The 26,754-nt window shown below is 53.7% G+C and carries 21 protein-coding genes; 20 read left to right on the top strand and 1 reads right to left on the bottom strand.

The window, feature by feature from the left end; all coding sequences use genetic code 11:
- The first annotated feature begins 10 nt into the window (after positions 1–10).
- From PQG80_RS23685 to PQG80_RS23630, 12 genes are all read left to right on the top strand, one after another.
- Positions 11–1,039, top strand: a complete 1,029-nt coding sequence (locus PQG80_RS23685; protein WP_271754137.1) for a LacI family DNA-binding transcriptional regulator — start codon at positions 11–13, stop codon at positions 1,037–1,039.
- Between the two features lie 28 nt (positions 1,040–1,067).
- A complete protein-coding gene (locus PQG80_RS23680) occupies positions 1,068–1,787 on the top strand; it encodes a glycerophosphodiester phosphodiesterase (RefSeq protein WP_271754136.1) in 720 nt (239 codons plus the stop codon).
- Positions 1,788–2,045: 258 nt separating this feature from the next.
- Positions 2,046–4,679: a phosphoenolpyruvate synthase gene (gene ppsA / locus PQG80_RS23675; RefSeq protein WP_271754135.1), complete on the top strand. Its 2,634-nt coding sequence runs from the start codon at positions 2,046–2,048 to the stop codon at positions 4,677–4,679.
- Positions 4,680–4,733: 54 nt separating this feature from the next.
- On the top strand, positions 4,734–5,177 hold the full coding sequence (locus tag PQG80_RS23670; protein WP_271754133.1) for a cell wall hydrolase: 444 nt from the start codon (positions 4,734–4,736) through the stop codon (positions 5,175–5,177).
- Between the two features lie 182 nt (positions 5,178–5,359).
- Positions 5,360–6,619 carry a PQQ-dependent sugar dehydrogenase gene (locus PQG80_RS23665; RefSeq protein WP_271754132.1) on the top strand — a complete coding sequence of 420 codons (1,260 nt, stop codon included), beginning with the start codon at positions 5,360–5,362 and terminating at the stop codon, positions 6,617–6,619.
- A 175-nt stretch (positions 6,620–6,794) separates the two neighbouring features.
- A complete protein-coding gene (locus PQG80_RS23660) occupies positions 6,795–7,439 on the top strand; it encodes a phosphatase PAP2 family protein (protein WP_271754131.1) in 645 nt (214 codons plus the stop codon).
- Between the two features lie 256 nt (positions 7,440–7,695).
- Positions 7,696–8,817, top strand: a complete 1,122-nt coding sequence (locus PQG80_RS23655) for an MGDG synthase family glycosyltransferase (protein WP_271754130.1) — start codon at positions 7,696–7,698, stop codon at positions 8,815–8,817.
- A 317-nt stretch (positions 8,818–9,134) separates the two neighbouring features.
- A complete protein-coding gene (locus PQG80_RS23650) occupies positions 9,135–12,116 on the top strand; it encodes a rhamnogalacturonan lyase family protein (RefSeq protein ID WP_271754129.1) in 2,982 nt (993 codons plus the stop codon).
- Between the two features lie 241 nt (positions 12,117–12,357).
- Positions 12,358–13,908 carry a spore germination protein gene (locus PQG80_RS23645; RefSeq protein ID WP_271754128.1) on the top strand — a complete coding sequence of 517 codons (1,551 nt, stop codon included), beginning with the start codon at positions 12,358–12,360 and terminating at the stop codon, positions 13,906–13,908.
- Positions 13,905–15,101, top strand: a complete 1,197-nt coding sequence (locus PQG80_RS23640) for a Ger(x)C family spore germination protein (RefSeq protein ID WP_271754127.1) — start codon at positions 13,905–13,907, stop codon at positions 15,099–15,101. The genes PQG80_RS23645 and PQG80_RS23640 overlap by 4 nt, the downstream gene beginning before the upstream one ends.
- Positions 15,101–15,304, top strand: coding sequence for a hypothetical protein (locus PQG80_RS23635; RefSeq protein WP_271754126.1), 204 nt, complete (start codon positions 15,101–15,103; stop codon positions 15,302–15,304). The genes PQG80_RS23640 and PQG80_RS23635 overlap by 1 nt, the downstream gene beginning before the upstream one ends.
- On the top strand, positions 15,305–16,444 hold the full coding sequence (locus PQG80_RS23630; RefSeq protein WP_334219845.1) for a GerAB/ArcD/ProY family transporter: 1,140 nt from the start codon (positions 15,305–15,307) through the stop codon (positions 16,442–16,444). It abuts the gene before it with no gap.
- Positions 16,445–16,534: 90 nt separating this feature from the next.
- Here PQG80_RS23630 and PQG80_RS23625 read toward each other — a convergent pair whose 3' ends face one another.
- Positions 16,535–16,762, bottom strand: a complete 228-nt coding sequence (locus PQG80_RS23625) for a hypothetical protein (RefSeq protein ID WP_271754123.1) — start codon at positions 16,760–16,762, stop codon at positions 16,535–16,537.
- A gap of 139 nt (positions 16,763–16,901) precedes the next feature.
- Here PQG80_RS23625 and PQG80_RS23620 point away from each other — a divergent pair, with 139 nt between their 5' ends.
- The 8 genes from PQG80_RS23620 to PQG80_RS23585 all read left to right on the top strand — a co-directional run bounded on the left by PQG80_RS23620 (position 16,902) and on the right by PQG80_RS23585 (position 26,749).
- Entirely contained in the window at positions 16,902–17,237 is a 336-nt protein-coding gene (locus PQG80_RS23620; RefSeq protein ID WP_271754122.1) for a DUF1801 domain-containing protein, read from the top strand.
- A gap of 33 nt (positions 17,238–17,270) precedes the next feature.
- Positions 17,271–17,771, top strand: a complete 501-nt coding sequence (locus PQG80_RS23615) for an SRPBCC family protein (RefSeq protein WP_271754121.1) — start codon at positions 17,271–17,273, stop codon at positions 17,769–17,771.
- A 206-nt stretch (positions 17,772–17,977) separates the two neighbouring features.
- A complete protein-coding gene (locus tag PQG80_RS23610; protein ID WP_271754120.1) occupies positions 17,978–18,676 on the top strand; it encodes a Crp/Fnr family transcriptional regulator in 699 nt (232 codons plus the stop codon).
- A gap of 176 nt (positions 18,677–18,852) precedes the next feature.
- The gene (locus PQG80_RS23605) at positions 18,853–19,599 is read left to right on the top strand and encodes an SDR family NAD(P)-dependent oxidoreductase (RefSeq protein ID WP_271754119.1); all 747 of its coding nucleotides are present in this window, start codon (positions 18,853–18,855) and stop codon (positions 19,597–19,599) included.
- 209 nt (positions 19,600–19,808) lie between these two features.
- Positions 19,809–20,678 carry an alpha/beta fold hydrolase gene (locus tag PQG80_RS23600; RefSeq protein WP_271754118.1) on the top strand — a complete coding sequence of 290 codons (870 nt, stop codon included), beginning with the start codon at positions 19,809–19,811 and terminating at the stop codon, positions 20,676–20,678.
- A 249-nt stretch (positions 20,679–20,927) separates the two neighbouring features.
- Positions 20,928–25,229, top strand: a complete 4,302-nt coding sequence (locus tag PQG80_RS23595; RefSeq protein WP_271754116.1) for a carboxypeptidase regulatory-like domain-containing protein — start codon at positions 20,928–20,930, stop codon at positions 25,227–25,229.
- A 189-nt stretch (positions 25,230–25,418) separates the two neighbouring features.
- Positions 25,419–25,988 (top strand): TetR/AcrR family transcriptional regulator, encoded by a 570-nt coding sequence (locus tag PQG80_RS23590; protein WP_271754115.1) that lies wholly within the window; start codon positions 25,419–25,421, stop codon positions 25,986–25,988.
- An 86-nt stretch (positions 25,989–26,074) separates the two neighbouring features.
- A complete protein-coding gene (locus PQG80_RS23585) occupies positions 26,075–26,749 on the top strand; it encodes an NIPSNAP family protein (protein ID WP_271754114.1) in 675 nt (224 codons plus the stop codon).
- The last annotated feature ends 5 nt before the right edge of the window (positions 26,750–26,754 follow it).

Genomic DNA, 26,754 nt, shown 5'->3' with positions numbered 1-26,754 from the left:
AAGCACAGCCATGGCGAAAATCGATGATGTCGCACGCCTCGCAGGCGTCTCTAAAGGTACGGTCTCCAATGTATTCAGCCAGAAGAGACAGGCCAGCAAAAAGGTGACGGAGCGCGTCCTCCAGGCATCCCGGGAGCTGAATTACGTTCCGAACCATATCGCGAGAAGCCTTGTGACCAAAAAAACCATGGCGATCGGACTGACGATTCCGCACGGCAATTTTTTCTTCAGCGCCTTTCATACCCAATTCATCAACGGCGTCGTACTCGAGGCATCCTTGTACGGGTACAGGGTGCTGCTCGACATGATTCCCTCGGGTGAGGTGAAGACGCCCTCACTCGCGAGCTACCCGATCGACGGCGCGATCGTCCTGGGCCCTACCACGGAGGATGAACGGATCGAGCTGCTCCATCAGAACGATATCTCCTTCGTCACGGTGGGCAAGATCATGAACGCGAGCGTGCCGGACGCGCCGACCGTCAATAATGACAATGACCAGATTCTCCGCGATATCTGCGAATACCTGGTCGGCAAAGGCCATCGCGACATCCTTTTTCTGAATGCGAACGAGCGGATGACCGTAGCGATCGAGCGAACGGCCGCCTTCTCCGATGCGCTCGCCAAGCACGGTATCGAGCGGCCTGCGACGCTGGTCCGCTACAAGCCGGCCATCGATGCGGACGATTATCTCAGCTACGGCTACGACGAGACGATCGGCGCGATACGGAGCGCGGCCCGGCGGGTCACGGCGATCATCGCGGACGACGACCGCACCGCCTTCAACGCCATGAACGCGATCAAGGATCTTAGGCTCGCCATTCCAGGGGATATCTCCCTGTTTGTCATCTGCGGCGACCTGTCCATGATGAACCGGACGTCGCCGCCGCTGACCGGCATGGATCTGCAGCCGTCCGAGCTGGGCGCGCATGCCGTACGGCTGCTAATGCAACGTATTGGTGCCGCGGAGGGCGACAGCCCGGACCACATCATCATCGGCAGCGTCATCGTAGAGCGGGATTCCTGCGCGACGATATCATAACCGGACTATGAGGATGAGGATGAGGGATATGCCGAAACGCCCGCAGGTCGCCGCCCATACGGGCTGCGGCGAGAGTCCGGACAATACGATGGCTTCGTTCCTAGAGGGCGTGGACAGCGGAGCGGATATCGTCGAGGTGGACGTGCATGCCGCCATGGACGGTACCGCCGTATTGCTGCATGACGAATCCCTGCTCCTGCAGACCTGTACTTACGAGCAGTTGAATCGGCCGGAGGTACGGAAGAGGATTGACGACGCCTACCTGACGCACGAGGTCGCGACGCTGGAACAGATTCTGCAGGCATCGGAGTCGTGGGGAACAAGTCTTAATATCGACTTGAAATCCGCGGCCAGCATCGAACCGGCCGTCAAGCTGATCCGGAAATACGGCGCCCAGCGCCGGATTCATATTACCGGCTATTCGGCGTCGATGACGGCTCGTTATCCCGATATCCCGGTGATGCTCAATGCGCCGGTCGAGCTGAGTCGCGAGCAGCTCGGCGATTATGACGGATACGTCCGACAGTTGTGCAACGAGACTAAAGAGGCCGGCTATGCCGGCCTCAATATGCACTATCGGACATGCATGCCTGCGCTCGTAGAGACGGCGCATGCCCATGGACTGTCCGTCTGGGTCTATACGGTGAATGAGCGTGCGGAGATGGAGCGGATGATCTCGCTTGGCGTCGACGCCATCACGACGCGCCGGCCCGTAGCTTTACGGAAGCTGCTAACGGGGGACTTTTAAAAGCCCCATTCATTGCGGCTATGAGAGGGGCCCGATCCGTTTTCGTTGTCTACGCGGTCGGGGCGTAAATCAAAAAAAGAACCTGAGGAATGAACTCAGGTTCTTTTAATTGCATATAAACAGGCACGATGATACAATTAGAAAACAAGCGCAATCATGCATTTATTCATAAGTATTTCATCTTATACATTAATCTTACCACGACAGGCGGACTCTTGTCAAACGCTTCACGCAAATTATTTTAAAGGAGTGAGTGAATTGCGTTCTTTCGTTCTCGGTTTTCATGAAATTGAAAAGTCTCAGCTCATGCTCGTTGGCGGAAAAGGCTTGAACTTAGGGGAATTATCCAAGATGGAAGGCATCCAAGTGCCGGAAGGATTCTGCGTGACGACGGCCGCATACCGACAGGCGATCGAAAAAAACGAAGCGTATCTTACTTTGGTGGATCGCCTTTCCTTGCTGCGAGCAGAAGACCGAGATCAAATCGGAGAAATCAGCAGAAAAATTCGACAAATCGTGATGGAAGCAAAAATCCCTTCGGATGTTGTGGGTGCCGTTACTCGCTATCTCTCGCGTATTGGCGAAAGTCAAGCTTATGCGATACGGTCTAGTGCGACTGCCGAAGATTTACCCCATGCTTCGTTCGCCGGCCAACAAGACACCTATTTAAATATCATCGGCATCGAAGCCATCTTACAGCATATCGGCAAATGCTGGGCATCCTTGTTTACGGATCGCGCGGTCGTCTATCGGATGCAAAATGGCTTTGACCACAGTCGAGTGTATTTGTCCGTCATCGTACAACGGATGGTTTTCCCGCAGGTATCGGGCATATTATTCACCGCCGATCCCGTCACGTCCAACCGAAAGCAGCTATCCATCGAGGCCGGTTATGGACTAGGAGAAGCGCTGGTCTCAGGAGCGGTATCCTCCGATGGTTATAAGGTTCAAGAAGGGAGAGTCATCCATAAAAGGATAGCTCCCAAAGAATGGGCTGTCTATGGTCGTAAAGAAGGCGGAACAGAGACAAGGCCGATTGAGACGGATCAACAAAAAGCGCAAACCCTTACCGAACAACAAGTTTTGCAGCTTGCCGCCATCGGAAGGCGGATCGAAGCTCATTTTAATAGCCCCCAGGACATCGAATGGTGCTTGGCGGATGGTGAATTTTTTATGGTCCAGAGCCGACCCATCACGACCTTGTACCCGATACCGGCAGCGAATGATGAAGAAAACCATGTCTACGTCTCTGTCGGGCACCAACAAATGATGACCGATCCCATGAAACCCTTAGGATTGTCCTTTTACTTGTTGACGACTCGCGCACCGATGCTTAAAGCCGGCGGAAGGCTGTTCGTCGACGTTACCCCAATCCTGGCTTCGCCGGCCCAGAGAGATAGGTTCTTAAATACCTTCGGCGCTTACGATCCGCTCATCAAAGACGCTCTGATGACCATCTTAGGACGAGAGAATTTTATTAAATCGTCATCGAGCGAGGAGAAAGAACCGGCTCCCGGCAGAACCCTACCCGATATGTCGTCCCCCTTGGAAATCGATCCTGCAATCGTTAGTGATTTGATCGCGCGCAGTCAGGCCTCGATAGAAGCGTTGAAACGAAATATTCAAACGAAATCGGGTTCGGACCTAATGGATTTTATTCAGGAGGATCTTCAAGAATTAAAGGAGATCTTATTTGACCCGCGGAGTACGCGCGTGTTCATGGCTGCCATGAACGCTTCATCCTGGATCAATGAGAAAATGAACGAATGGCTAGGCGAAAAAAACGCGGCGGACACGCTATCTCAATCCGTTCTCCACAATATCACTTCGGAGATGGGTCTGGCGCTCATGGATGTTGCAGACGAAATTCGCCCCTATCCGGAAGTCGTTGAATTTTTACGGCAGGTAAAAGACGATCGCTTATGGGATGAACTCGTTCAGCTTGACGGCGGGCAGGCAGCTTCGGACGCGATCCATGCTTTTCTCGTTCAATACGGAATGCGATGTGCCGGCGAGATCGATATGACCCAAACGCGCTGGGCTGAAAACCCGTTAACGCTGGTCCCGATAATTCTCAATAACGTCAAAAACTTTGAACCGAATGCCGGCATTCGAAAATTCGAGCAAGGGCGAAAGGAAGCGCTAGAAAAAAGGCAATCGTTGTTAGATCGACTGGAACGATTGCCGGATGGCAAACAAAAAGCGGAAGAGACCGAACGAATGATCGACTTGATCCGAAACTTCATCGGTTATCGGGAATATCCCAAATACGGCATGATCAGTCGCTACTTCGTCTATAAGCAGGCTCTACTGAAAGAAGCCGAACAACTCGTGCGGGCGGGCGTTATTCACGAGGCCGATGATATTTACTACCTCGATTTTGAAGAACTTCGCGATGTCGTACGCACGAATACTCTGGATTACCGGATCATCCGCGATCGAAAAGACGAATACAAATTATACGAAAAACTGACGCCCCCGCGCGTGATCACTTCTGACGGCGAAATCATTGCAGGCGCGTATAAACGAGAGCATCTTCCGGCCGATGCGATTGCGGGTCTGCCTGTCTCCGCCGGCGTGATCGAAGGTCGCGCGCGCGTCATCCTGCGCATGGAAGATGCGATTCTGGAGGATGGGGACATATTGGTTACCTCCTTTACGGACCCTGGCTGGACCCCATTGTTTGTATCCATCAAAGGCCTGATCACGGAAGTGGGCGGACTGATGACGCATGGAGCGGTTATCGCCCGCGAATACGGCTTGCCGGCCATCGTCGGCGTGGAGAACGCTACCCAAAGGATACGAGACGGGCAGCGAATTCGCGTGAACGGAACGGAAGGCTACGTTGAAATATTGGATGAGGGCTCCGAGGAACCTCTCAGAAGGGAGTAACACATCCGCATCAACTACAATATGATGAGCCTAGAAATCTAAAGAGGTGAGCCCATGGCAGTCGTAAAAGCCAGGCAGCAGGATATTGATATGTTGGCAAGGTTGCTTCGGGCGGAAGCCGAGACCGAAGGCGAAACGGGCATGCTTCTGGTTGGAAATGTCGGCATTAACCGCATAAGAGCGAATTGCTCCGATTTCAAAGGAATCCGGACCATTCCCCAAATGATCAACCAGCCGCATGCATTCGAAGCGCTGCAGCATGGATTGTACTATCAAGGCGCAAGAGAGAGGGAGCGCCGTTTGGCACAACGGGCGGTGAATGGGGAGCGGAGCTGGCCCGCCGAATTTTCCTTATGGTACTTCCGTCCGGGATCGTTCGAGAATCCCGGCCCCTGTCCGCCAACTTGGTATAATCAGCCGCTCGTAGGACGATGGAAGAAGCACTGTTTTTATCAGCCGACCGTGCAAGAATGCGAAAATGTATTTAATACGTTTTAAGGGTTTAAACGAAATGATGGAACAAGCGCAGAGGGGCCGTCGGCTTAAGCCGATGGTCCTTCTTGTTTTTGTACGGCATCCGACTTGGTGTAAGGAAGAGACGAGTACAAAGATGACTGGCTGCGTACATCCATGATACGCTGGTTATTGTAAGTCGAATCCGATTTGAAAGAGGGGACGACATGAAGAACAAGCGGGTACTGTATGCGCTGCTGGTGCTGGCGCTGGCGGGAACGTCCGCATGCGCGCAGGAGCGGGATAGCGGCACGGACGGGGCGATCGGATCCGAGCAGCGGACGGAACCGTCGGGCGTGCCGGCTAGCGGCCAGAATCCCGAGGGCTCAGTCGGCGCATCGGGGCCGGTGAGCGCGAAGCTGACGCGAGTGTTCGAAGGAACGAGCGTGGATCGGCCTACGGCGATCGAGGCGAGAGCAGACCGAATATACGTAACGGAGCAGGCTGGGCGCATCGTCGCGCTGCGGACGGACGAGGCGGACGAAGGCGGGGAGACGGAAACGGTCCTCGATCTTACCGATCGCGTCTATGCGGAAGGATCGGAGCAAGGGTTGTTGGGTCTTGCGTTCGACCCGAATCACGAGGACAACGGGTTCGTCTACGTGAACTATACGACGCAGACGCATACCGTGATCGCACGGCACCGCATGCCGAAGGACGGCCAGGCGGCCGCAGGCGGCGGGAACGACGGAACGGTGCTGCTGACGTTCAAGCAGCCCTATGCGAACCACAACGGCGGCCAACTCGCATTCGGGCCGGACGGCTATCTGTATATCGGAACGGGCGACGGGGGCAGCGGCGGCGATCCGCAGGGCAACGGCCAGGACAAGCAGTCGCTGCTGGGCAAAATTCTCCGTATTGACGTCGGCAAGACGGACGGCGACAAAGCATACGCGATCCCTGCGGACAATCCATTCGCGAAGGGCGGGGGAGCGAAGGAGATCTATGCGTACGGCCTGCGCAATCCTTGGCGCTTCAGCTTCGATGCCGAGAGCGGCGAGCTGTGGGCTGCGGATGTCGGACAGAACCAGTTCGAAGAGATCGACATCATCGTGCGCGGCGGCAACTACGGCTGGAATCTGAAGGAGGCCGAAGTTTGCTTCGAGCCGGCGAGCGGCTGCGAAGCAGAGGCAGCGCAGGCGGTCGTCATCGACCCGATCTGGTCCTACGGACGGGAGGAAGGACAGTCGGTGACAGGCGGATACGTGTATAGGGGGGAAGCGATAACGGGGCTCGCGGGCCGCTACGTATATGGCGACTACGGGTCCGGTGCGATATGGGCGCTTAAGAAGATGACGGATGGCCGATACGGCAACGAGCTGCTGCTGCAGTCGGAGATGAACATCACGACATTCGGGCGAGACGTGCAGGGCGAACTGTATTTGACCTCGGCCGAAGGCGAGCTGTATCGCCTGGATCCGAAATAACTGGCGGAATGGAATTCAAAAAAGGCTTATACTTGTATAACATGCCGACCCGCAACTCGCGTTGCGGTTTTTTTGCTGGCTTAAGAGAGAACGATGTCGGGCTGTTCAAGCAGGCGCTAAATGCAAATCATATGAAGTGATCTGCGTTCTTTAGACATAGAGGGGACGGTTCGAAATGAAATTTTCGGCTAAGCTTAGCGCAGCATGGTTCTTGAGCGCGATATTTGCGGCAGGATTCGGCATCGTCTCCGTGCTCATTGGAGATCATCGAATCGATTCGTTCGACAGGTCGATCTTCGCTTGGTTTGAGCGGAGGGAAGCGCCTTGGATTACGGATTGCCTGAAGATTTTCACGTTTATCGGTTCTGGCGCGCCGGTCGCGGCGATTGGATTATGCATCATGCTCATTTTATATGTTTTCTTTAAGCATCGTCGGGAGCTCATTTTGTTCTCGTTCGTCCTATGCGGATCCCCGGTATTGAACGTCATTCTGAAGCTCGCATTCCACAGGGCCCGCCCAAATCTTCATCGGCTTATTGAGGAGACCGGCTTCAGCTTTCCGAGCGGGCACTCCATGGGCGCTTTCAGTTTGTATGGGATATTAACATACTTGCTCTGGAAGCATATTCCCGCATGGCGGGGTCGACTTATTCTGTTATGGGCGAGCGGCGCGCTGATCCTGTCGATCGGCATCAGCAGAATTTATCTGGGCGTCCATTATCCGAGCGACGTGCTCGGCGGCTACCTGGCCAGCGGCTTCTGGATCGCATTGTCCATTTGGATATATCGCAGGTACGACCTTCCCCGGAAAACGGATTGATTCAGCTACCTCGTCAACGATCAACCCTTCCTCGGCTCCGTTGTATATGGAATGGTGTGGAGGAGGGATATCGTTTTCGCATAAGAACGACTCCTACGCGGACCCATCCGATACGTATTCGGAAGGGTCATTTTCGTTTTTCTCCAGTTTACATGTAGTTAAGAAACGCTTCATTCGTACTTTAGGATTGAACCTTATATTAAGGGAGTCAGAGCATGAAATCCAGTGCAGTTCCGAATTTCAAGGGGGAATAGCGGTGACGGATCAAGCATTGACGGTTCTGATCGTGTATGCCCGATTCGGGGAAGGTCATTATCAAGCGTCCACGGCGCTGGAACAGCAATTCGCGATGCAAGGGCAGAACGAAGTGCATCTCGTCGATATTTTTGAAGAAGCGCATCCCGCGATGAATGCGTTGTTCCGTTATCTGTACGCCAAGAGCATGACCTGGTTTCCGAAGGCTTACGGGTGGAGCTACAGCGTCACGAACGGCATGCAGCACGACGGACCGCTCGTCAGATGGCTGCACGCCTTGGGTCGGCGCAAATTCACGCAGATCTTGCGAACGACCAAGCCTGACGTCATCATACATACATTTCCGTTTCTCGCCGTCTACCCGGTCATGGAAGCCTTCGGCATATCGATTCCCACCTATACCGTGATCACGGATTACGATCTGCATACCCGGTGGGTCCATCCGCGAACGAACGGCTATTTCGTAGGATCCGACGAATTAAAGAAGCAGCTCATGGATAGAGGGATTCGCGAGGATCGCATCCATGTGACGGGCATACCCATCCGCAGGCAGTTCCGATTGGGACGCAGCTCCCGGCAGGAGATCTGCCGCGAGAAGGGCCTAGATCCCGATCAAAACCACGTTCTCGTCATGGTCGGGGCGTTAACGAACCGTATGAGGCTGATCGAGGAACTGCTAACGCTCCAGCCCTCGGCGAATCTGCTCCTCGTCGCCGGACGCGATGCGAAGCTCTATCGCCGTCTAATGCAGCGTTACGCCGACCGCGCAGACGTGCAGGTGATCGGATTCACGGACAACCTGGAAGATGATATGGCTATTGCGTCGTGCATCGTGACCAAAGCCGGAGCGATCACGCTGACCGAAGCGTTCGCCATGCGGGTTCCCGTCGTCGTCTACCGGCCCATACCCGGGCAGGAACAGAGCAACGCCGATTACTGGGAAAATCGTCATGCGCTTCGCACGGCGCGAGACGCGTCGTCGGTCCGCTCGGCCGTGCAGCAAATCATAACCGACAGAGGCGTCGCGGAGGCTTCCGTCACGGGGGACGCTTCGCGGGCCATCGTAAATGAAGTGCTGAAAGCCGATCTAGCCTACGCAAGGCGATACATCCCTGATTTTTGAACAAAAAGGTATGATTTTTAACTTACTCCTGGACCGGCATGTGTGTATCTTTTTATACGAGAACTAGTTTCTTAACGAAAGGGGGAACCGCATGATTGCAAATCTGTAGAGCATGAAGGTCCTCTACCTGTGGATACTCGAACGAACCTTTAAACCCCACCATGGCATCATACCCGCGTAATTCCCGATTGCGACTCTCAGCCATTACCCACATCTAAACCCTAGCATCATGGAACCTCACTTTAAGAATGCTTGTTCTAAAAAGTGCAATAATGCTTTTCGGCACGTCATTATTTTTAAAGGGAGGAAAATAATAAATGCAAACGACGTTCCACAAGCTCCTATCTCTGTGTCTGACGCTGGCTATGTGCCTGTCCCTGTTCGTATCCAGCGTCTCGGCAGCGAATGATGACGCGGCGCCCGGTCTGCGTCCGATGGAGTATCTGACGCGCGGCTTGGTCGCTGCCCAGGTCCCGGAGGGCATCTTCCTGAGCTGGCGTTTCCTCGGAGACGAGCCCGACGGCCTCGCTTGGAACGTCTACCGCAAAGACGGCGAAACGGAGTTCATGAAGATCGCCACCGTCGCCCCGCGGGATGTACAGCCCGAGAGCGACTACGAGACCAATCCCGGCATCGTAAAAGAAAACGTCACCCCGTCCAACTACACGGATCCGGACGGCCTCTTAACTTCGGCCTACGAAGTGGCGCCGGTCATCGACGGCGTCGAAGGGTTGAGACAGGGATTGTCCGTACCCATGCTGTCGGCTTTGGCCGGCAGCTCGGGCCAAGCCGGCAGGGGCGCCGTGAACTATATCCGGATGAAGCCGGCCCCGGCACCCGTACCGCTCGCGCACTTTACATACCGCGGGTACAGGTTCGGCCCGGGCACCAATCTGACCGCGGATAACATGGTTATCCCGGATACGGGAGGCCAGCACTGGTACGTCGTGGACATGGATCTGCTTAGGGCTTTCCGTGAGCCCCATGACAACAAGACGCCGGTCAGCGATACGGATCTGGACGAATGGATCGACAAACTGAACGGCTACAACCGGGAGACCTGGCAGCCGATCCATCGCCTCCGGAACGACGGCATCATCGGCGACGCCCTGTACGACGAGCTGGAAGCCAAGTTCATCAAGTACGTAGAGAAACTGGACAGCGGCACCAAGCTCCCTTACGCGAAAACCGACTCGGGCGCGATATATACGTCGCAAAGCGCCGCATACGCCACCCATGACATGACGGTGGGCGATTATGACGGCGACGGCGAATACGAGATCGTCGTCAAGTGGCGCAGCACGCAGCAGGACCCCATGTACTCCGAACCGATCTTCAGCGGCAGCAACAACATGACCGCTCCCGAGTATATAGACGTCTACAAACTGGACGGCAGCCTGCTGTTCCGCGTCGACATGGGCTACAACGTAAGAGCGGGCAACGACCATGAGACCACCCTGTTCAGCGAAGACTTTGACGGAGACGGCAAGTCCGAGCTGATGCTCAAGACCGCACTGGGCACCCGTATCGGCAACTGGGACGAAGCGTCGCAGTCCGTCGTCTATCCGGACACCCTTGACACCGTGGTGGGCGGAAAGGACGGCTTGTACGCGACCACGGACAAGTTCAAGGAATACTTTGCCGCGGGCGACGAACAGGCGCTGGATACGTACTGGTCTCTCCTCAACAGCTTCACCATCTCCTACCGCAGCCCGGTAGCCGGAAACGGCAACGACGGGGTCAACGATCCGGCCGTCAAACGGTGGATTAAGACCTACCACGTCGGCCCGATCGGCCCCGCCAAAGACGACAAGGAGTTTTTCTCTGCTTTTAAGTGGGATGCCGAAGCCGGCAAGGGCGTATTGGTGGACAGCGCAAAATACCCCTTCCTCTACGAGGGCAGCGTGGATGGAGAGAACTGGGCCATGACGCCGGAATCCCAGCGCGGCAATTTCTCTTATCTGGCCTATCCCGGCCCCGGCGCCGGCAATTCGTCCAGCGATTATAAAGCGCAGATCATGGCCGAGAAAGAAGTCTATTGGCTTGAACATCCATGGAAGGCCGCCGTATGGGGCGACGCGCAGGGCAACCGCGCCAACCGTTACGTCGGCGTCGTTGCCGCCCTCGACGGCATTCACAACTATGCCGTCTCCCAGCGTGGTTACTACGCAAGAACGACGCTCGCCGCCTTTAACATCGTGAACGGCAAGGTCCACCTTCAGGCCTCGTTCGATTCGGCCGACCCGCGGTACTGGTCCTTGGGCGGCACCGCCTACGACTACCAGAACCGCGGCAACCATCAGACCCAGTCCGCCGACCTCGACGGCGACGGCCGGGACGAGATCGTAATCAAAGCCATGGTGCTTAGCCTGAACGCCCAAGGGAAGATGATCCTGCCCAAGGTGCTAAACGGCGACATCATGCCCACCATCGAGGGGCAGGCTGGGGTCCCGCCGGTTGCCGGCAGCTTCGAATTCGCCACCGCCGCGGTCAGGAGCAATCCGCAGAACGTATGGTCTCCGCTCCGCCACGGCGACCGCAGCGCGCTGCTCCCGGTCGACAAAAACAACAGCATCAGAATGTGGTCCGGCAGCGAGGAGCACCTGCTGGACGATATTCGCAACGGCAAGCAGTACGGATGGCTGCCCGGCCCGGAGGCCCACGACCCGATGAAGGGCAAGCGGCTGAACGAGCAGGGCAAGGTGGTCTATGAAAACTCGCTTGTCTTCGGCGTATACGCCGGCAGCGACGCGGAAGGCGCGGTGGCCGGGAACTTTTCCAATCGATGGCCCGGCGCGCAGGGATACTCGCAGAACGGCGCGCGGAGCATGATTACCGGAGAGCTCTTGAACGGCAGCAAGAACTTGGGGAGCGGCCAATATGCCATCTGGTTCGGCGGCGGCTTGACGGCCATGGCCGTGAGCAACGCCACGATCAGCACGGTCGACGACCTGACCTTCGCGACCTCGCCTTATCTCGCGACCGGCCTTACGTCAACCGGCAACAAGAGCACGCCTACGCTCAAGGCCGACATGTTCGGAGACTGGCGCGAGGAACTCATTCTCCGGGCCAGCGATAACCGCCTGGCCATCGTCACGACCTTGTCGCCGACGGAGTACGGCATACGTACGCTGATGCACGATCCGATGTACCGCAACGGCGTGGCGAACAAGAATACCGGCTACGATCAAATGGGATTCGCGGGCTTCTATCTGGGCGACGAGGCAGCGCTGCCCGCCATGAGGACCGACATCGCCGTCCCGTCGATGGCCCCCATGCGCAGAGCAAGGTCAAGCTGACGGGACCTGGCATCGTAAAGCCCATCTTGAGGCTGGCCGACAAGGCAGGCTGAAGCAAGCGATGCAGGTGAAAGAATAAGATAAGTTCCAAGCCTCATCCGCCACTTTCATTGTCGGTCAATTTAGACCGCCGGTGAAAGTGTCTTTTTGTTTCGTCGCCGTCCATTCTTTACATAAAAAGGGTCGATGTTGTGGAAACTACGCTGCGAATCCGAATGAGAAAATAAAGAGGTAGGATGCGATGTTTAAGAAGCTGCTTGCATCTGGAAAATCGATGAGCGTGTACGTGGAGAGATCGAATCCGACGCCATCAGATTCAGAACAACAGTCATCGTCTTTAGCGGAACTGGAGATCCGGCTCCAAGAAATATTCAGCGATAGCTCCGACGTCGTCTTTCGAACGTTCAGCATAGGCGGAGAAGTCGATGCGCTGCTCATTTACATCGAAGGACTCGTCGACGAGAAGCAACTGAAAGAAACGATCTTAAGCCCTTTAATGTCGTCAAGCGACTCTTCCTTTTCAACGACAACCGATAATACGGAATTCATCTCGTTCCTCCAAAAGAGCTTAATCGCGAACGGACATGTCAAGCGGATATCGCGAATTCATGAGATCGAGCAAGAGGTCTTGAAGGGCCTCGTGCTCCTGTGCGTGGACGGATACTCGGAATCGATCGCGGTAAGCGTGCCGGGAGGAAGCGTCCGGTCGGTAGAGCAGCCTTCAACAGAAAACACGGTTCGCGGGTCACGCGATTCCTTCACGGAAATATTGAGCACCAATACGAGCCTGATTCGCAGAAAAATCCGTTCGTCCCGTTTGAAATTCGACGCGTTGACGGTTGGCGAGATCAGCCGGACGGGTATGGTTATCGCTTATATTAAAGGTCTTGAGAACGAACGCGTCCTGCGGGAAATCAAATCCAGAATCGAAGCCATGCAAGCCGAAGCCATACTGGAGTCGGGAATCATCGAGCAATTCATCGAAGAGAAGCCTTTCTCGCCGTTTCCGCAGTTTCTCGTGACCGAACGACCCGATTATGTCGTATCCGCCTTATTGCAAGGACAAGTCGCGATCTTAACGGACGGTTCCCCGTTCGTCTTAAGCGCGCCGATGACCTTCTGGGGATTTTTGCAGGCGGGCGAGGATTATTACGAGCGAGTCGTCTATGCGAATTTAATACGAATGGTCCGCTTTTTGTTCTCCATGATCGCGTTGCTGCTGCCTTCGCTTTACGTCGCACTCACGACCTTTCATCAACAAATGATCCCGACGAATCTGTTGCTGAGCATCGCTGCGGCGCGGGAAGGGGTTCCCTTTCCGGCGCTGGTGGAGGCACTGATCATGGAAGTTACGTTCGAAGGCTTAAGGGAAGCGGGCGTGAGATTGCCTAAGCAAGTCGGTCAAGCCGTCAGCATCGTCGGAGGATTGGTCGTCGGTCAGGCGGCCGTCCAAGCGGGCATCGTATCGGCGCCTATGGTCATTGTAGTTTCCCTGACGGGAATCGCATCCTTCACGATCCCCCGCTATAATTTTTCGCTTGCCTTCCGAATACTTCGTTTCCCGTTAATCTTGCTAGCCGGCGTTTTCGGGCTCTACGGGGTGTCGATCGGCTTGCTCGCTATTTTGGTTCATCTCTGCGAACTGAAATCCTTCGGCGTGCCTTACTTGTTTCCGATGGCGCCCGTAAGCCTGAAAGGTCTTAAAGACGCTTTATTCCGCGCTCCGATATGGACGCTTTACCTTAGGCCGCATTCAGTCGGTCCACGATCGAAAGGGACTGGGAAGAATTGAAGACCGCCATCCGATTGCTCTGGGTTCTCTTCATCGTCCCGCTTCTCGGCGGATGCTGGGATCGGGTCGAAATGAACGATATTGCGTTTTTTATGGCAACGGCGCTGGATAGGACGGACAAAGGGGAGCTAAAGGTATCCATCCAAATCCCCATATCCGCTGGTGCCGGCGGCGGGGAAGGCGGAAAGACATCGACGGGAGGCATTCTTGGAAAAACGTATTATGTCGTATCCTCCACGGGGTTCAACATTCACGATGCGGAAAGAAAAACCGAAATGAAGATGTCCCGGCATTTTTTCAAAGGGCACCGCAGAGTCGTAATTATCGGAGAGAAGTTTGCAAGGAGCGGAATTAAAGACATTTTGGATTATTACTCAAGAGATCCTGGCAGCCGGTTAAGAACGTACTTAATCGTCGCCAAGGGCGGAGAAGCTGCGAAGCTGCTCCTGAACGATCACCCGCTAGAACGCATTCCGACGGAGGACGTCCGCGAGTTAGAACGTTCCGGGACGGGCACATCGGTTACCTTCCGTGATTTTCTTATGACTCAAGCCAACGAAGGGATCGTCCCGGTCATGGGAGCGATCGAGTTGCTATCATCAACCGATTCGCCGGAGGAAGAGAAGAACCTCATTCAATTAAACTCGCTGTCTTCGACCGCCGTCTTTAAAGACTACCGGCTTGTCGGTTATTTGAACGAAACCGAAACGAGGAGCATGAAATGGATCAATAATAAGCTCGATCGAACGATCGTCGCGGAAAAATTGCTCCGCGCGGGAGGAAACGTCGGCGCGGTGCTGCACAATACGAGCAGCCGTATCGTAACGGCAATATCCGCCGGCAAAGTCATCGTACGCATCGAACTTAACGGCACGGGCGTCCTCAACGAAGCAAACGTAAGTATGGATATGAACGATCCGAAGACCGTCTCCGCCATCGAAAGGGAGCTTGAGGAAGCGATTGCCGGACAAGCGCTGCGTACGGTGAAGAAAGCGCAAGCCGAATGGAAAGCGGATATTTTCGGAATCGGCTTAAAGCTTCACCGTTTTCAACCCAACGCATGGAAAAAAGTACGAGGAGACTGGGACAGGGCGTTCTCTGACGCCGAAGTTTCCGTAAAGGCCAGTATTAAACTCCGCAGGACCGGAATCGTTACGCGGTCATTGACGCAAGACAGAACCGAGGCGAAATGATGATCATAGGGCTGATATATGCGCTGGGCATAGGCATCATCGCAACGATCCAGCTGCGTCGCATGAAGACGAAGGCGAATGTACAGGATTTTTTATTCGTTACGATGATGTATGCGGCAATTGCCGCTATCGGTTTTCTGCTGGTCTTGAAGGTTCCCGTACCTAGTCCGTCGTTATTCATTAGAAAATGGATGATGTTCTAAATGAACCGGAGGAGAGGGCTCATGAGAAGTTACGGACGCAACGACCGGATCTCGAACTTGGAGTTATTTGCCCTCATGCTCGTTTTCGTCGTGGGCAGCTTGCTCACGCTTCCGGTCGGTTACGCGGCCGGGCACGATTCTTGGATATCCGTCTTGATCGGAACGTTTGCGGGACTCGGAATCAATGGGCTTTACGCTTATCTTTGTCGTCGCTATCCGAAAAAATCGTTGGTGGAAATCGCCCACCTTATACTTGGCTCCTGGATCGGCAAGCTCGTCGGCCTGTTATATGCCTGGTACGCATTTTATCTTGGCAGCTACGTGCTTCGAAATTTCACGGATATGACCTCTGCGGTGCTGTTGCCTCGAACGCCGACCGTCGTCCTGGGGATCGTCATGGTCGTGCTTACGGTATGGACCGCAACCAAAGGCATTGAGGTGATAAGCCGGTGCTCGCTTATTATCCTCCTGTTCATTTTCGTCTCCACGTTTATAGGCTGCGTTTTATTGATTCCGAATATGGAGCCCTATAATCTGTTTCCGGTCCTCGACAACGGCTGGCACGCCATCCTGCTCGGAGCCGGACAGATCGCTACCGTCCCGCTGGGAGAAACGATCGTATTCGCCATGCTTATTCCTTATGTGAACCGGACGAAATTCGTCGGACGTACCGTTCTCGGCGCCATCGGAGCTAGCGGCGGGCTTCTCCTTGTTACGTGTTTCGTCAATATTTTCGTGCTGGGGGAGATCGCGGGCGAGCAATTGTTTCCGAGTTATACTTCCTTTATGTACATCTCGGTAGGCGACTTTTTCGAAAGGATCGAGCCGCTTGTATTTACCGTTTGGATATTCAATGAATTTACGAAGCTGTCCGTTTGCCTCTTGACGACATCGGTCGCCTTCGCCCAGACGATACGGAGCAAGGACCACCGGGTATACTTGTTGCCGGTCGGCTTGTTGATTTTGCTGTTCTCGACATTTCTGCATCCCAGCCAGTTGGATGTCGTCGAATTCGTAAAGACCGTCTGGCCTTTGTATTCCGTTCCGTTTCTCCTTGTCGTGCCTTTGCTTCTCCTCGTCGTTTCTCTTTTCCGCAGGAAAGGTATGCACGCTAACCTGACCGACGCCGAACCGAAGTAACCGCGATTTGCCGGATACCGCTTGGAGAACGAACGGAGAGAGGGGCCGATAAACTCGGGCCGCCTGCCTGCTTTCTCCTATTCTGCGTAATCAGCGCTTAAGTTCGCGCCGTACGACCGGCGCTACTATCCACGCTAGTAAGTCAATGGTTTTAGCGACCTGGCTGAAAGGCATTCCGCCGATATCCAATTGCATCATGAATCGATCGTGCTTAAATAATTCATGCTGATGGAGAATCTTCTCAACCACTTCAGCGGGGCTGCCGACTGCCAATGCGGTTCCCGGACCGGCATATCGCTCGAACTCGGAACGGGACATTGCGCCGTCTATCCGGTAGATGTTATCGAGCTGGAACCGGTCTAAAAAGGAAAAATTTATATATACCTTGACGGGAATATTCCGTAAGTAGTATATTTAATCCACAAGCAGTGATTTTCCAAATAGGAGGGGAAATAAAGTGAATCAGGAAGTTACGGCTTACATCGAAAATCTGCCGGTATGGCAGGGAGGACTTGGTTCTGCCCTACGCGACATGGTCCATGGTACGATCCCGGAAGCCGAAGAACGCATTCAGTACAAGAAACCGCATTTTTTGAAAAACGGTCATTATGCCGCGGTTATTTCCCCTTCAAAGGACGCTATCGCGTTCATGATCATGAATGCAAACGGCATCGACTTTCCGAAGGGATTCGAAGGGCCAGCCGAACGGAAGTGGATTAAATTACGGGAAGGGGACACGCCGGATCTTGCGCTGCTGTCAGACCTTCTAAAGCAAGCTTCCAGCACGCTGTAATCTCATTTATTTACATGCTAAGGAGGAAATTTAATGAGCTCCCCCCAGGGACTTTTATTAAAGCGCGAATTTAAAGCCCCACGTGAACTGGTATTTAAGGTATGGACGGATCCGTTGCATTTTGGCAATTGGTGGGGACCCAAGGGGTTCTCGCTTGAAGTGAAAAAGATGGACGTCCGTCCGGGCGGCCTGTTCCTCGGCTGTCAGAAGTCTCCGGACGGACAACTCGCCATGTGGGGCAAGTTCGCGTACCGGGAAGTGCAAGCGCCGGAGAAGCTGGTATGGGTCCAATCCTTTTCCGATGAAGACGGCAACACCGTTCGCGCACCCTTCAATCCGAACTGGCCGCTTGAGATACTGAATATTCTAACGCTCGAAGAGCACGAGGGAACGACGGTTCTGACGCTGCAAGGCGGACCGCTCAATGCCTCTACGGATGAACAGTCGGCATTCGACGCGATGGCACCGATGGTTGCGCATGGGTTCGACGGCACGTTCGAGCAACTTGCCTATTACCTGGCTCGTCAGCAGTAGGTTCAAAACGAAAAAGCGATTGAGCAGGAAGCCTTCCTGTTCAATCGCTTTTTTTCAATTCAATTCTAACGGAGAACGATTGTAATCTGGATTACAGATGAGGAGATGTTGGTGGTTTATGATGAATGTAACAATCCGCTGCAGTCAATCCTACAAATCAGATCTATGATATGCCAAGTATCCTCGACAGGAGAGTAAACGAAAAAATGGAACAGGACATAAACAAATTATCCGTATTGTCTCAAATCAAGATATTCGAATCGCTTCCATCGCAGACTCTTCATGATATCGAACAGTTGGCAAGCGGGTCCCATGTCCATACGCTGCCGAAAAACTCCATTATTCAAACGCCCGGTAACGAGAAGAGCGGTTTGTCTTTCGTAATCGCCGGTAAGCTTCGATTTTATAAAACCAATTCAGCCGGTAAACAATATACCGTTTGCATTCTTAGCGAAGGCGGTATGTTTGGCGAAGTCGATACGTTTTCTCTAGGCACAAGAGGAACTTATGTTGAAACAATGGAAGATTCGATTATTTATACAATGCCGACCGAACAGTTCGAACAGCTTTTAAGAAAACATTCGGAACTGTCTTTGCGATTTTTGTCGGAAATGAGTAGAAGGCTGCGAGAACAGGATGAATTAGCGGAAAAACTGGTCTTCAGAGATCTTCGAGGCAAAGTGCTTTACTTCTTAAACCGACTATCTAAAAAATTCAGCGTGGAAGAAAACGGATATCGGAAAATAGATATCCCGCTGACTCATCAAGAATTGGCGAACATGATCGGCGCTACAAGAGAAGCGGTATCCCTAACTTTACAGGAACTCTCCAATGAGGGGATTCTCGTTACCAAGCGAAAAATGGTCATGATTGATATCGAAAAAGCCAAGGAAGAGCTATCTTGATTTAAATCATAGTTATAAATTTCCTATAGGTTGCAGCCTGTTTAGGTAATCTACATTACTGAGGAAATAAGGATCTAGGCTTATGATTGCTAAGTGAATCTTCGGTAAAAGCAAAACCGGGGAACGCGTAAAGAGATTCAAAAACGATTAAACACGATAAGGGAGCGGATCATAACATGGGAAAGTTTGAAGGCAAGGTAGCGGTCGTCACCGGAGGAACAAGCGGTATCGGACTCACGACGGCACAACGATTCGTAGCGGAAGGGGCGCATGTCTTCATAACCGGCCGAAGACAAAACGAGCTGGACGCGGCAGTAAAATTGATCGGTGACCGGGTTACCGGCGTACAAGGCGACATATCGAATCTAAACGATCTGGACAAACTGTATGAAACGGTAAAGCAAGAAAAAGGACGGCTGGATATTCTATTTGCAAACGCTGGATTGGGCAGCATTCTGCCCTTGGGACAAATTACGGAAAAGCAGTACGACACCACCTTCGACGTGAACGTAAAGGGTACCTTGTTCACCATCCAAAAAGCATTGCCGCTGTTTCCGAATCAAACGGGCACGATCATCTTGACCGGCTCTACGGCGGGCACGATAGGCGACGCAGGGTTTAGCGTTTACGGAGGAACCAAGGCAGCTCTCCGGCAGATGGTTAGGAGCTGGATAATGGACTTGAAGGGCACCGGGATACGCATCAATGTACTGAGCCCTGGCATGGTCCACACGCCAGCTTACGACGATCTGTTCGGCGAAGCCCTGAACCAAGTCCTTGAATCCGCTAAGGATAACGTTCCGCTAAGCCGTCTGGGCCAGACGGAGGAAATCGCGAGCGCCGTGATGTTCCTGGCCTCGGAGGAAAGCAGTTATGTGAACGGCGTCGAATTGTTCGTAGATGGCGGAATGGCTCAAATCTGACGTGAAGCCAGAGGCGATGAATGCCCATTCAAGCTAACCCGATAAGGAGAACCCGGCTACCTATAAAGGCGGCCGGGTTTACAATTAAAAGGGTGGTGCCGATATTTCCTGATTACTTCCAATTGCAAGGGTACCTTCAAGGTCTTATCATAGGTAATCGTTCATACTTATTTATGAGGATTGAACCCTGCAAGAAGGGGGAATTACGGATGTCGGCGGCAATACAGTATAAAAAAATGAACATTGAGGGAATTGAAGTCTTCTATCGCGAAGCTGGAAATCCGAGGAATCCAGCTATGATTCTTCTTCATGGATTTCCCAGTTCTTCCCACATGTTTCGGGATTTAATACCGTTATTGGCTGATCGCTATTACGTCATTGCACCGGACTATCCAGGATACGGAAACAGCAGTATGCCTTCAGTGGATCATTTCTCGTACACATTTGAACACCTTTCTTTGGTCATCGAACAATTAATTCACGGACTTTGCATATCTCGCTATATTTTATATTGTCATGATTATGGTGGCCCTATCGGGTTTCGAATGGCCATCCGGCATCCGGAGAAAGTCTTGGGTTTCGTAATACAGAATGCTGTAGCCCATGCCATAGGGCTCGGCCGACCGTTTGATTTGTTTAAGGCGCTTTGGGCGGATCCAAGTCCCGAGAACAAGAAAGCGTTCGCCACGCTTGTCGATGTTGAGTTCACGAGGAAGCAATATACCTTCGGCGTGTGCAATCCTTTTTTAATTAGCCCGGACGGATATGTTATGGATCAGTTATTTCTCGATCGGCCGGGAAATGCAGCCATTCAACTGGAATTAGGCTATGATTACAGGCATAACGTGGAACAATATCCGAAATGGCAGCAGTACTTGCGAACCTATCAGCCTCCGACCTTGATTGCCTGGGGCAAAAACGATTTTATCTTCACCTTGGCGGGAGCCTATGCGCTTGCGAGTGAACTGACCTGCGTCGAACTTGAGTTATTATGTGGCGGGCACTTTGTCCTTGAAGAAGCGAGCTGTATGGTTTCAGGGTTAATCCAATCCTTTTTTGCTCGCGTTTACGGATTCTAGAAATTGGCACTCACCAGGAAGCAGTTAGCCGTCGCGGCAGCTGCTTCTTTTTTCATTATATGGATGGGCGAAAACATCACCAGCGGTAATGCGCATCAAAAATCCTATATGCATGTCATATAACTCCCCTATGATTGCGCTTCGGGCTGCAGGATAATATGGCTGAAAACCGCGTTCTTCAATAATCGGGAAGGGGGTTCAGCTTCGTGTCCTGCTTCAATCGAGTTCAAAACGATTAGGAGGATCATTATGAGCAAAAGGGTTAAATGGTGCTTGGCTTTTTTACTTATCGCCAGCATGTTTTCGCAAGCGATACCGCCGGAGGCGGAAGCGTCTGTTCCCGTCACGCTAGGAAACACTGGTTTTGAAAGCGGTCTCACGGAATGGACGCCGTATGGCAGCGTCAATATCGCCGAATCCTCGACGACGCAAGCCAGCTCGGGAAGCAAGAGCTTACTGCTCGCAGATCATCATACAACCGGCCCTTACGGCGTGAACTCTCAGCGCGTGACAGCCACGGCCGGTGATATTTATCGTGCCTCGGTCAAGAAGTATCCGGAGTCAGGCGCCGTCGGCATTCTTGCTCTCGTCTTCTACAACAGCTCGAATGCAACGATTAAAGAAGAACATGCAATAGGTACGAACGTCATCGGCCAGTGGAATGATATAACCGCTACCTTCCAAGCCCCAGCAGGTACGTCCAAGGTCGGCATCCTGCTCTTAAGCGGCACATCCCAGACCGGCAATGTGTACTTCGACGAAGTGAAGCTGGAGAAGTCGAGCGTCATTTCCGGACAAGTAACGCTTCAAGGCGCGGGCAGCCCCCCTGCTTGGGCTAAGGTAAATCTCTATGACGCCGACGATACCGGCTATACCGAGGTGCTGGCTTCCGCCTATTCGGACGGGAACAATGCGTTCAAGCTGGCGGTCCTGGACGCCGGGAACTACAAGGTTCGCGCGGTCCGAGCCGGCTATGTGACGCAGACCGCTTCCGTTCAAGTGGTCAATGGCGCAGCTGCGACGACAGCGAACTTTTCGCTGCCGGCAGACCCCGATTCGCCGAAACATACGATCTCCGGAACGGTAACGAACCTGTCCGACGGGCAGCCGGCAGCAGGGGCTGCCGTCAGACTCTATCTCGAGAGGGATCATGGAGCGGTTTACCAACAGGCAGCGAGCGTCACGACCGATGTCCAAGGTAGATATTCGTTCTCCGCGGTGCCATCCGATCGATACTTCGTCAAGGTGGAGAAGACCGGCAGCGTGACGACGCGGGAGCCGGTGTACGTGTACGACGAGGCGGTGACGGATGCGAACGTGCAGCTGCCTGCCGCCCCGGCGGTATTGAACGCAACGACGATACCGAAGCCTCCTTCGGGCCACCCGCGTCTGTTCGTTCGCCCAGGGGATATCGATAAGATTAAAGGCAAGCGGACGATTCCTTTTTTCCAAGACAGCTTCGAAGCGTACGACAAGCTGCGCGGCGATCCGGGATACACGGCGCGAAGCGAGCTTGGAACGTCGACCAACACGTTTACCTTTCCAACCGTCCAGCAAGCCCGCTATATCCATCTCAAAGGACTCGGCAACATTGGCGTTACGGCCTCCAGCGAGAAAGGCATCGCGATCCGCGAAATCGACGTCTTTAAGAACGGATCGGGCGGAGCTCGCCAGCTGGTTACGACGACGGTCTCGGCATCCGGAAGCCCCGGCTACACCTGCACCGGAACGCCGGCGAATGCCGTCGATAACGACCCGGCTACGCATTACTGCAATCCGATTGTCGGAGGGACCCTCACGCTCGATCTGCAATCCGTGATGAATATCCATTCGCTGGATATCGTCTTCTACAAAGATACGGAACGGGTTTACCTGTTCGATATCGAAGTCTCGTTGGACAATTCCACCTATCTGCCTGTCAATCTGGGCATGGGAACGTCCGACTTGGGGGAGCTGCCGGCCGTTCCCGCGAATAGCAGCAACGTCCTCGGCGAGGTGCTGCTCCATGCGAATGCGAACGCCTTCGCTTACCTGCTCGATCCGGTCCAATCGCATGCGAGCGGCGAGAAGGCTGTCGCCATGGCGCTAAATATCGCAAGCTCCGCCCAGTATCCCGCTTCCAACAATAATGGGATAACAGGTCCCTTATTGGAAACGATGGCGCTGGTCTATGATTGGTGCCACGATCTGTTGGATAATCCACAAGAGCGGGATCAGATCTATAACGCCATCCTCCAATATGCCGGAGACATGGAGATGGCGTACAATCCGACCGGAACTCCCATATTCCAATCCGACTTGTTAGGGACCGGCCACGGCGGAGAAGGTCAAGTGTTCCGGTACTTGCTGGGCGCGGCAATCGCGGTGTACGACGAGCATCCCGACGTCTACGACCGGGTCGTTCCCTTGATTTACAACAATGCAGTGCCCGTGCGCAATTACTTCTACGCATCGGAATCTCACCACCAAGGGGAATCCTACACAGGAGCCCGTTACAGCAACGAGCTGTGGATGTCGATGCTGTTCACGAGGATGGGCTTAAACAATCCGATCGGCAGCAACCAGGGCGACGTCCTGTTCAAGTCGATCTATTCCCGCCGGCCTGACGGGCAGAGATTGCGGGACGGTGACGGATATAATTCGGTATATACCTACTTGGACACCGTATGGAAGGACCAGACAACAAATATGCTGGCGGCCTCCTTATTCGACAATCCCTATGTCAACCATGAATTCCTCGCCACCTACGAGCCGGGCAAGCTGCCGATCTACGAGATCTTATTCCTTAAGGATAACCGTGCAGCAAAGTCGCCGATCGATCTTCCGCGCAGCCGTTACTTCAACGATCCGGAAGCGTCGATGATCGCGCGAACCGGATGGGACGCCGTCGACGTCGCCACCCATAATTCCCCGACGGTCGTCGCGGAGATGAAGATCGGCAACCGCCGCTTCGGCAATCACGAGCATCTGGACTTCGGCAGCTTCCAGCTCTATTACAAAGGCGGGCTGGCCATCGATTCCGGCTTGTATGAGGGGTCCGGAGGCGCCTACAATAGTCCGCATGACATCAATTACCATAAGCGGACCATCGCGCATAACGCCATGCTCGTCATGGATCCGAACGAACGATGGGCGGGCAACGACGGCGGACAGCGCTGGCGCGACACAGGTCCGGGGCGTGCCGGCATCGATGCCCAGACCCTGCAAGACGTATTCGGCAGCAACTACAAGTTCGCGGAAGTGCAGGGACGCGCCTTTGGCCCTGATCCGGTCGTTCCGAACTATACGTATATCAAAGGGGACTTGTCATTCGCCTACACCGACAAGGTGGAGCAGCATCAACGGTCGATGGTCTTCCTGAATCTGAAGAGCGGCGTCCATCCGGCGGCGATGATCGTCTTCGACCGTGTCGTCGCCTCGGATCCGAGTTTCAAGAAATATTGGCTCCTGCACAGCATCGATGAGCCTGTCGTCAATCCATCGACCAAGACGACGACGATCACCCGCACGACCCGAGGCGATACCGGCAAACTCGTCAACCAAACCCTGCTCCCCGACAATGCGCAGATCGACAAGGTGGGCGGAGCCGGTCACGAATTCGACGTATTCGGCACGAACTATCCGAGCGCGCCGCTGTATACGACGACGTCCGATGAACAGGGCGCATGGCGTATCCAAGTGACGCCGCCGAATACATCGGCGCCTCATAAAGAAGATCTGTTCCTGAATGTCATACAAGTGATGGATAGCGTAGGGAATCCGGCGCCGCAGCCACTGCCCATACAAAAGCTGGAGGCTTCTCACACGGTGGGTACGCAGCTACAAGCCGCTGCAATGGTAGGGGCACAGGTGTCGGATCGCGCGCTCCTGTTCAGCGCGTCAGGGAAGCGTTTGTCCGGAATCGTGACCCTGACGACGACAGGAAGCCTGGCAACGCTGCAGCATGTCGTAACGGACCTGAAAGCCGGTACATGGAAAATAACCCGAAATGGCGTGGAAACTTACGGTTTCGTTAGCGAAGAGGGAGGGGCGCTCTACTTTACCGGCGCGCCAGGGACGTATACGCTGACTCGTATGTTGAGCGTCCCTCTTACGCTGACCAATCCCGGATTCGAAAGCGGCCTAACCGGTTGGACGCAGTATGTCGCAGCTAATCCTGCCGCAGCCTCTGCGGATCAAGCGTATTCGGGAAGCCAAAGCGCGCTGCTCGACGATGTGAAGGAAACCGGAACGCCGCATGGCATTTACGGAGTAAACTCCGGGCGCTTTCCCGCTTCGGCTGGAGAAGTGTATCGTGCCTCTGCCAAATCGTATCTGGCGTCGGGGACGAGCGGGAGCCTCGTACTCGTCTTCTATGACAGCGCCAATCAGACCGTTGCAGGGGGAGAGATGCATGAGCCCGTTCCGGCCGTTGCAGGGCAATGGAATGACGTGACCGTAATCGGCAAAGCCCCCGCCGGTACGGCGTATGTGGGCATCCGGTTATTAAGCGGCAATTCGCAAAAAAGCAAATTGTATTACGACGATGCGGCACTGGAGCGGCAAACGTGAAGCAAACAAATAAAGATAGGCTTGAATGAATGAATGGATGACTGGATGACTGGATAACTGGATAACTGGATAACTGGATGGAGGCCCCCTTAGGCGATAAGGGGGTCTCTTTAGAGCCTGGATTCACATGGTAAAAAAATTCTTGCTCAGCGGCTTGACTCTTTACCTACTAAAAGGTAGAATACAAACATGAACAACAACAAAAACACGGCAGAGCTGATTCTCGATACGGCTCAGGGACTCGTACAGGAGGTCGGATTTAACGGCTTCAGCTATGCGCACATCGCCGAGAAGATCGGCATACGCACGGCGAGCATTCATTACCATTTTCCGAATAAGGAGGATCTGGCAGAAGCGCTGATTGCGAGGTACAACCGGGAGTTCGTCGCGAAAATCGCCGAGATTGACAGCGAGACGACAAACAACTTGGATAAAATTCGCAGGTACATGATGATTTTCAGCATACCAGTCGATACGTACTGCACCTGTCTAAGCGTCATGCTGTCATCCGATCTGGCTACCTTAACGGAAAAGGTTCGAGAGAAGCTGGCTGCATTCTTTACCGCCAACTTGACTTGGGTCGAACGCGTGCTCGAACAAGGGCGCAGCGAAGGGCATCTTCAATTCAAAGGAACGGCGCAGGCGCAAGCGCACAAAATCTTGACCTCGCTTCAAGGCGCGCAGCTGCTTGCGAGAACCTTTCGGGATGCGAATCGGTTCAACATGATTGCCGAAGGCGTCATATCCGCTTTATCGTAACAGGGTAAGCGGATTTTTTTCACACTGTTGTCTACCTTTTAGTAGATAGATAAAACCATATATGATATCAGGGAGGGGTGAGAAAGATGCTATACGAATTGCGGACATACCAGATGAAGCCGGGCCGGCTTCAGGCGATGTTGGATCGATTTAAGTCAGATACGTTGGGGCTATTCGCGAAGCATCAAATGAAAGTCATTCAATTTTGGGTGGATACCGATGAGTCCAAGGACCGCTTGTATTACGTGCTCGAGCATCCTGATATGACTTCCAGAGAACGGAATTACAAAGCGTTCATGGAAGATCCGGAATGGCTTGCGGCGAGAAAACGGACGGAAACGGACGGCGTGCTTTACGAGTACGTCGAGAGCGCGTACATGAAGCAAGCTGCGTTTTTTCCCAAGCTTCATCCGACTTTAAGCGAGCGGATGATGTATGAGATGAGGATCTACGAGGTCAGCCCCGGAAAAATGGAATCGATCTTGGCGCGCTTCGATCAGCTTGTCGTCGCCTTGTTCGAAAAGCACGGGATGCCGATCAAGTATTTTTGGGTGGATGCGAACGACGCGAACAACCGCCTATATTATGTCGTCGAGCATCCCGACATCGAAACGCGCAATGCGAACTACGCAAGTTTCCGGGCGGATCCCGTGTGGGTCGAAGCCAAGCGTCTTTCGGAGCTGGATGGCCCGCTGGTTCAAAACCAGGAAAGTATCTATATGCAAAAAGCGGCATTCTTCAAAGAAAACCAAACAAACTAATCTAA

This window comes from Cohnella rhizoplanae (assembly GCF_948329515.1).
GTDB lineage: Bacteria > Bacillota > Bacilli > Paenibacillales > Paenibacillaceae > Cohnella > Cohnella rhizoplanae.
Note: the sequence above shows the minus strand (reverse complement) of the source record. Positions and strands in the feature narration are given on the sequence as shown.

What these genes read in the sequence shown, in the direction of transcription:
- PQG80_RS23685 (WP_271754137.1), top strand. Translation starts at nt 11, where the DNA reads ATGGCGAAAATCGATGATGTCGCACGCCTCGCAGGCGTCTCTAAAGGT.
- PQG80_RS23680 (WP_271754136.1), top strand. Translation starts at nt 1,068, where the DNA reads ATGCCGAAACGCCCGCAGGTCGCCGCCCATACGGGCTGCGGCGAGAGT.
- PQG80_RS23670 (WP_271754133.1), top strand. Translation starts at nt 4,734, where the DNA reads ATGGCAGTCGTAAAAGCCAGGCAGCAGGATATTGATATGTTGGCAAGG.
- PQG80_RS23665 (WP_271754132.1), top strand. Translation starts at nt 5,360, where the DNA reads ATGAAGAACAAGCGGGTACTGTATGCGCTGCTGGTGCTGGCGCTGGCG.
- PQG80_RS23660 (WP_271754131.1), top strand. Translation starts at nt 6,795, where the DNA reads ATGAAATTTTCGGCTAAGCTTAGCGCAGCATGGTTCTTGAGCGCGATA.
- PQG80_RS23650 (WP_271754129.1), top strand. Translation starts at nt 9,135, where the DNA reads ATGCAAACGACGTTCCACAAGCTCCTATCTCTGTGTCTGACGCTGGCT.
- PQG80_RS23645 (WP_271754128.1), top strand. Translation starts at nt 12,358, where the DNA reads ATGTTTAAGAAGCTGCTTGCATCTGGAAAATCGATGAGCGTGTACGTG.
- PQG80_RS23635 (WP_271754126.1), top strand. Translation starts at nt 15,101, where the DNA reads ATGATCATAGGGCTGATATATGCGCTGGGCATAGGCATCATCGCAACG.
- PQG80_RS23630 (WP_334219845.1), top strand. Translation starts at nt 15,305, where the DNA reads ATGAACCGGAGGAGAGGGCTCATGAGAAGTTACGGACGCAACGACCGG.
- PQG80_RS23625 (WP_271754123.1), bottom strand. Translation starts at nt 16,762, where the DNA reads ATGTCCCGTTCCGAGTTCGAGCGATATGCCGGTCCGGGAACCGCATTG.
- PQG80_RS23615 (WP_271754121.1), top strand. Translation starts at nt 17,271, where the DNA reads ATGAGCTCCCCCCAGGGACTTTTATTAAAGCGCGAATTTAAAGCCCCA.
- PQG80_RS23610 (WP_271754120.1), top strand. Translation starts at nt 17,978, where the DNA reads ATGGAACAGGACATAAACAAATTATCCGTATTGTCTCAAATCAAGATA.
- PQG80_RS23605 (WP_271754119.1), top strand. Translation starts at nt 18,853, where the DNA reads ATGGGAAAGTTTGAAGGCAAGGTAGCGGTCGTCACCGGAGGAACAAGC.
- PQG80_RS23600 (WP_271754118.1), top strand. Translation starts at nt 19,809, where the DNA reads ATGTCGGCGGCAATACAGTATAAAAAAATGAACATTGAGGGAATTGAA.
- PQG80_RS23595 (WP_271754116.1), top strand. Translation starts at nt 20,928, where the DNA reads ATGAGCAAAAGGGTTAAATGGTGCTTGGCTTTTTTACTTATCGCCAGC.
- PQG80_RS23590 (WP_271754115.1), top strand. Translation starts at nt 25,419, where the DNA reads ATGAACAACAACAAAAACACGGCAGAGCTGATTCTCGATACGGCTCAG.
- PQG80_RS23585 (WP_271754114.1), top strand. Translation starts at nt 26,075, where the DNA reads ATGCTATACGAATTGCGGACATACCAGATGAAGCCGGGCCGGCTTCAG.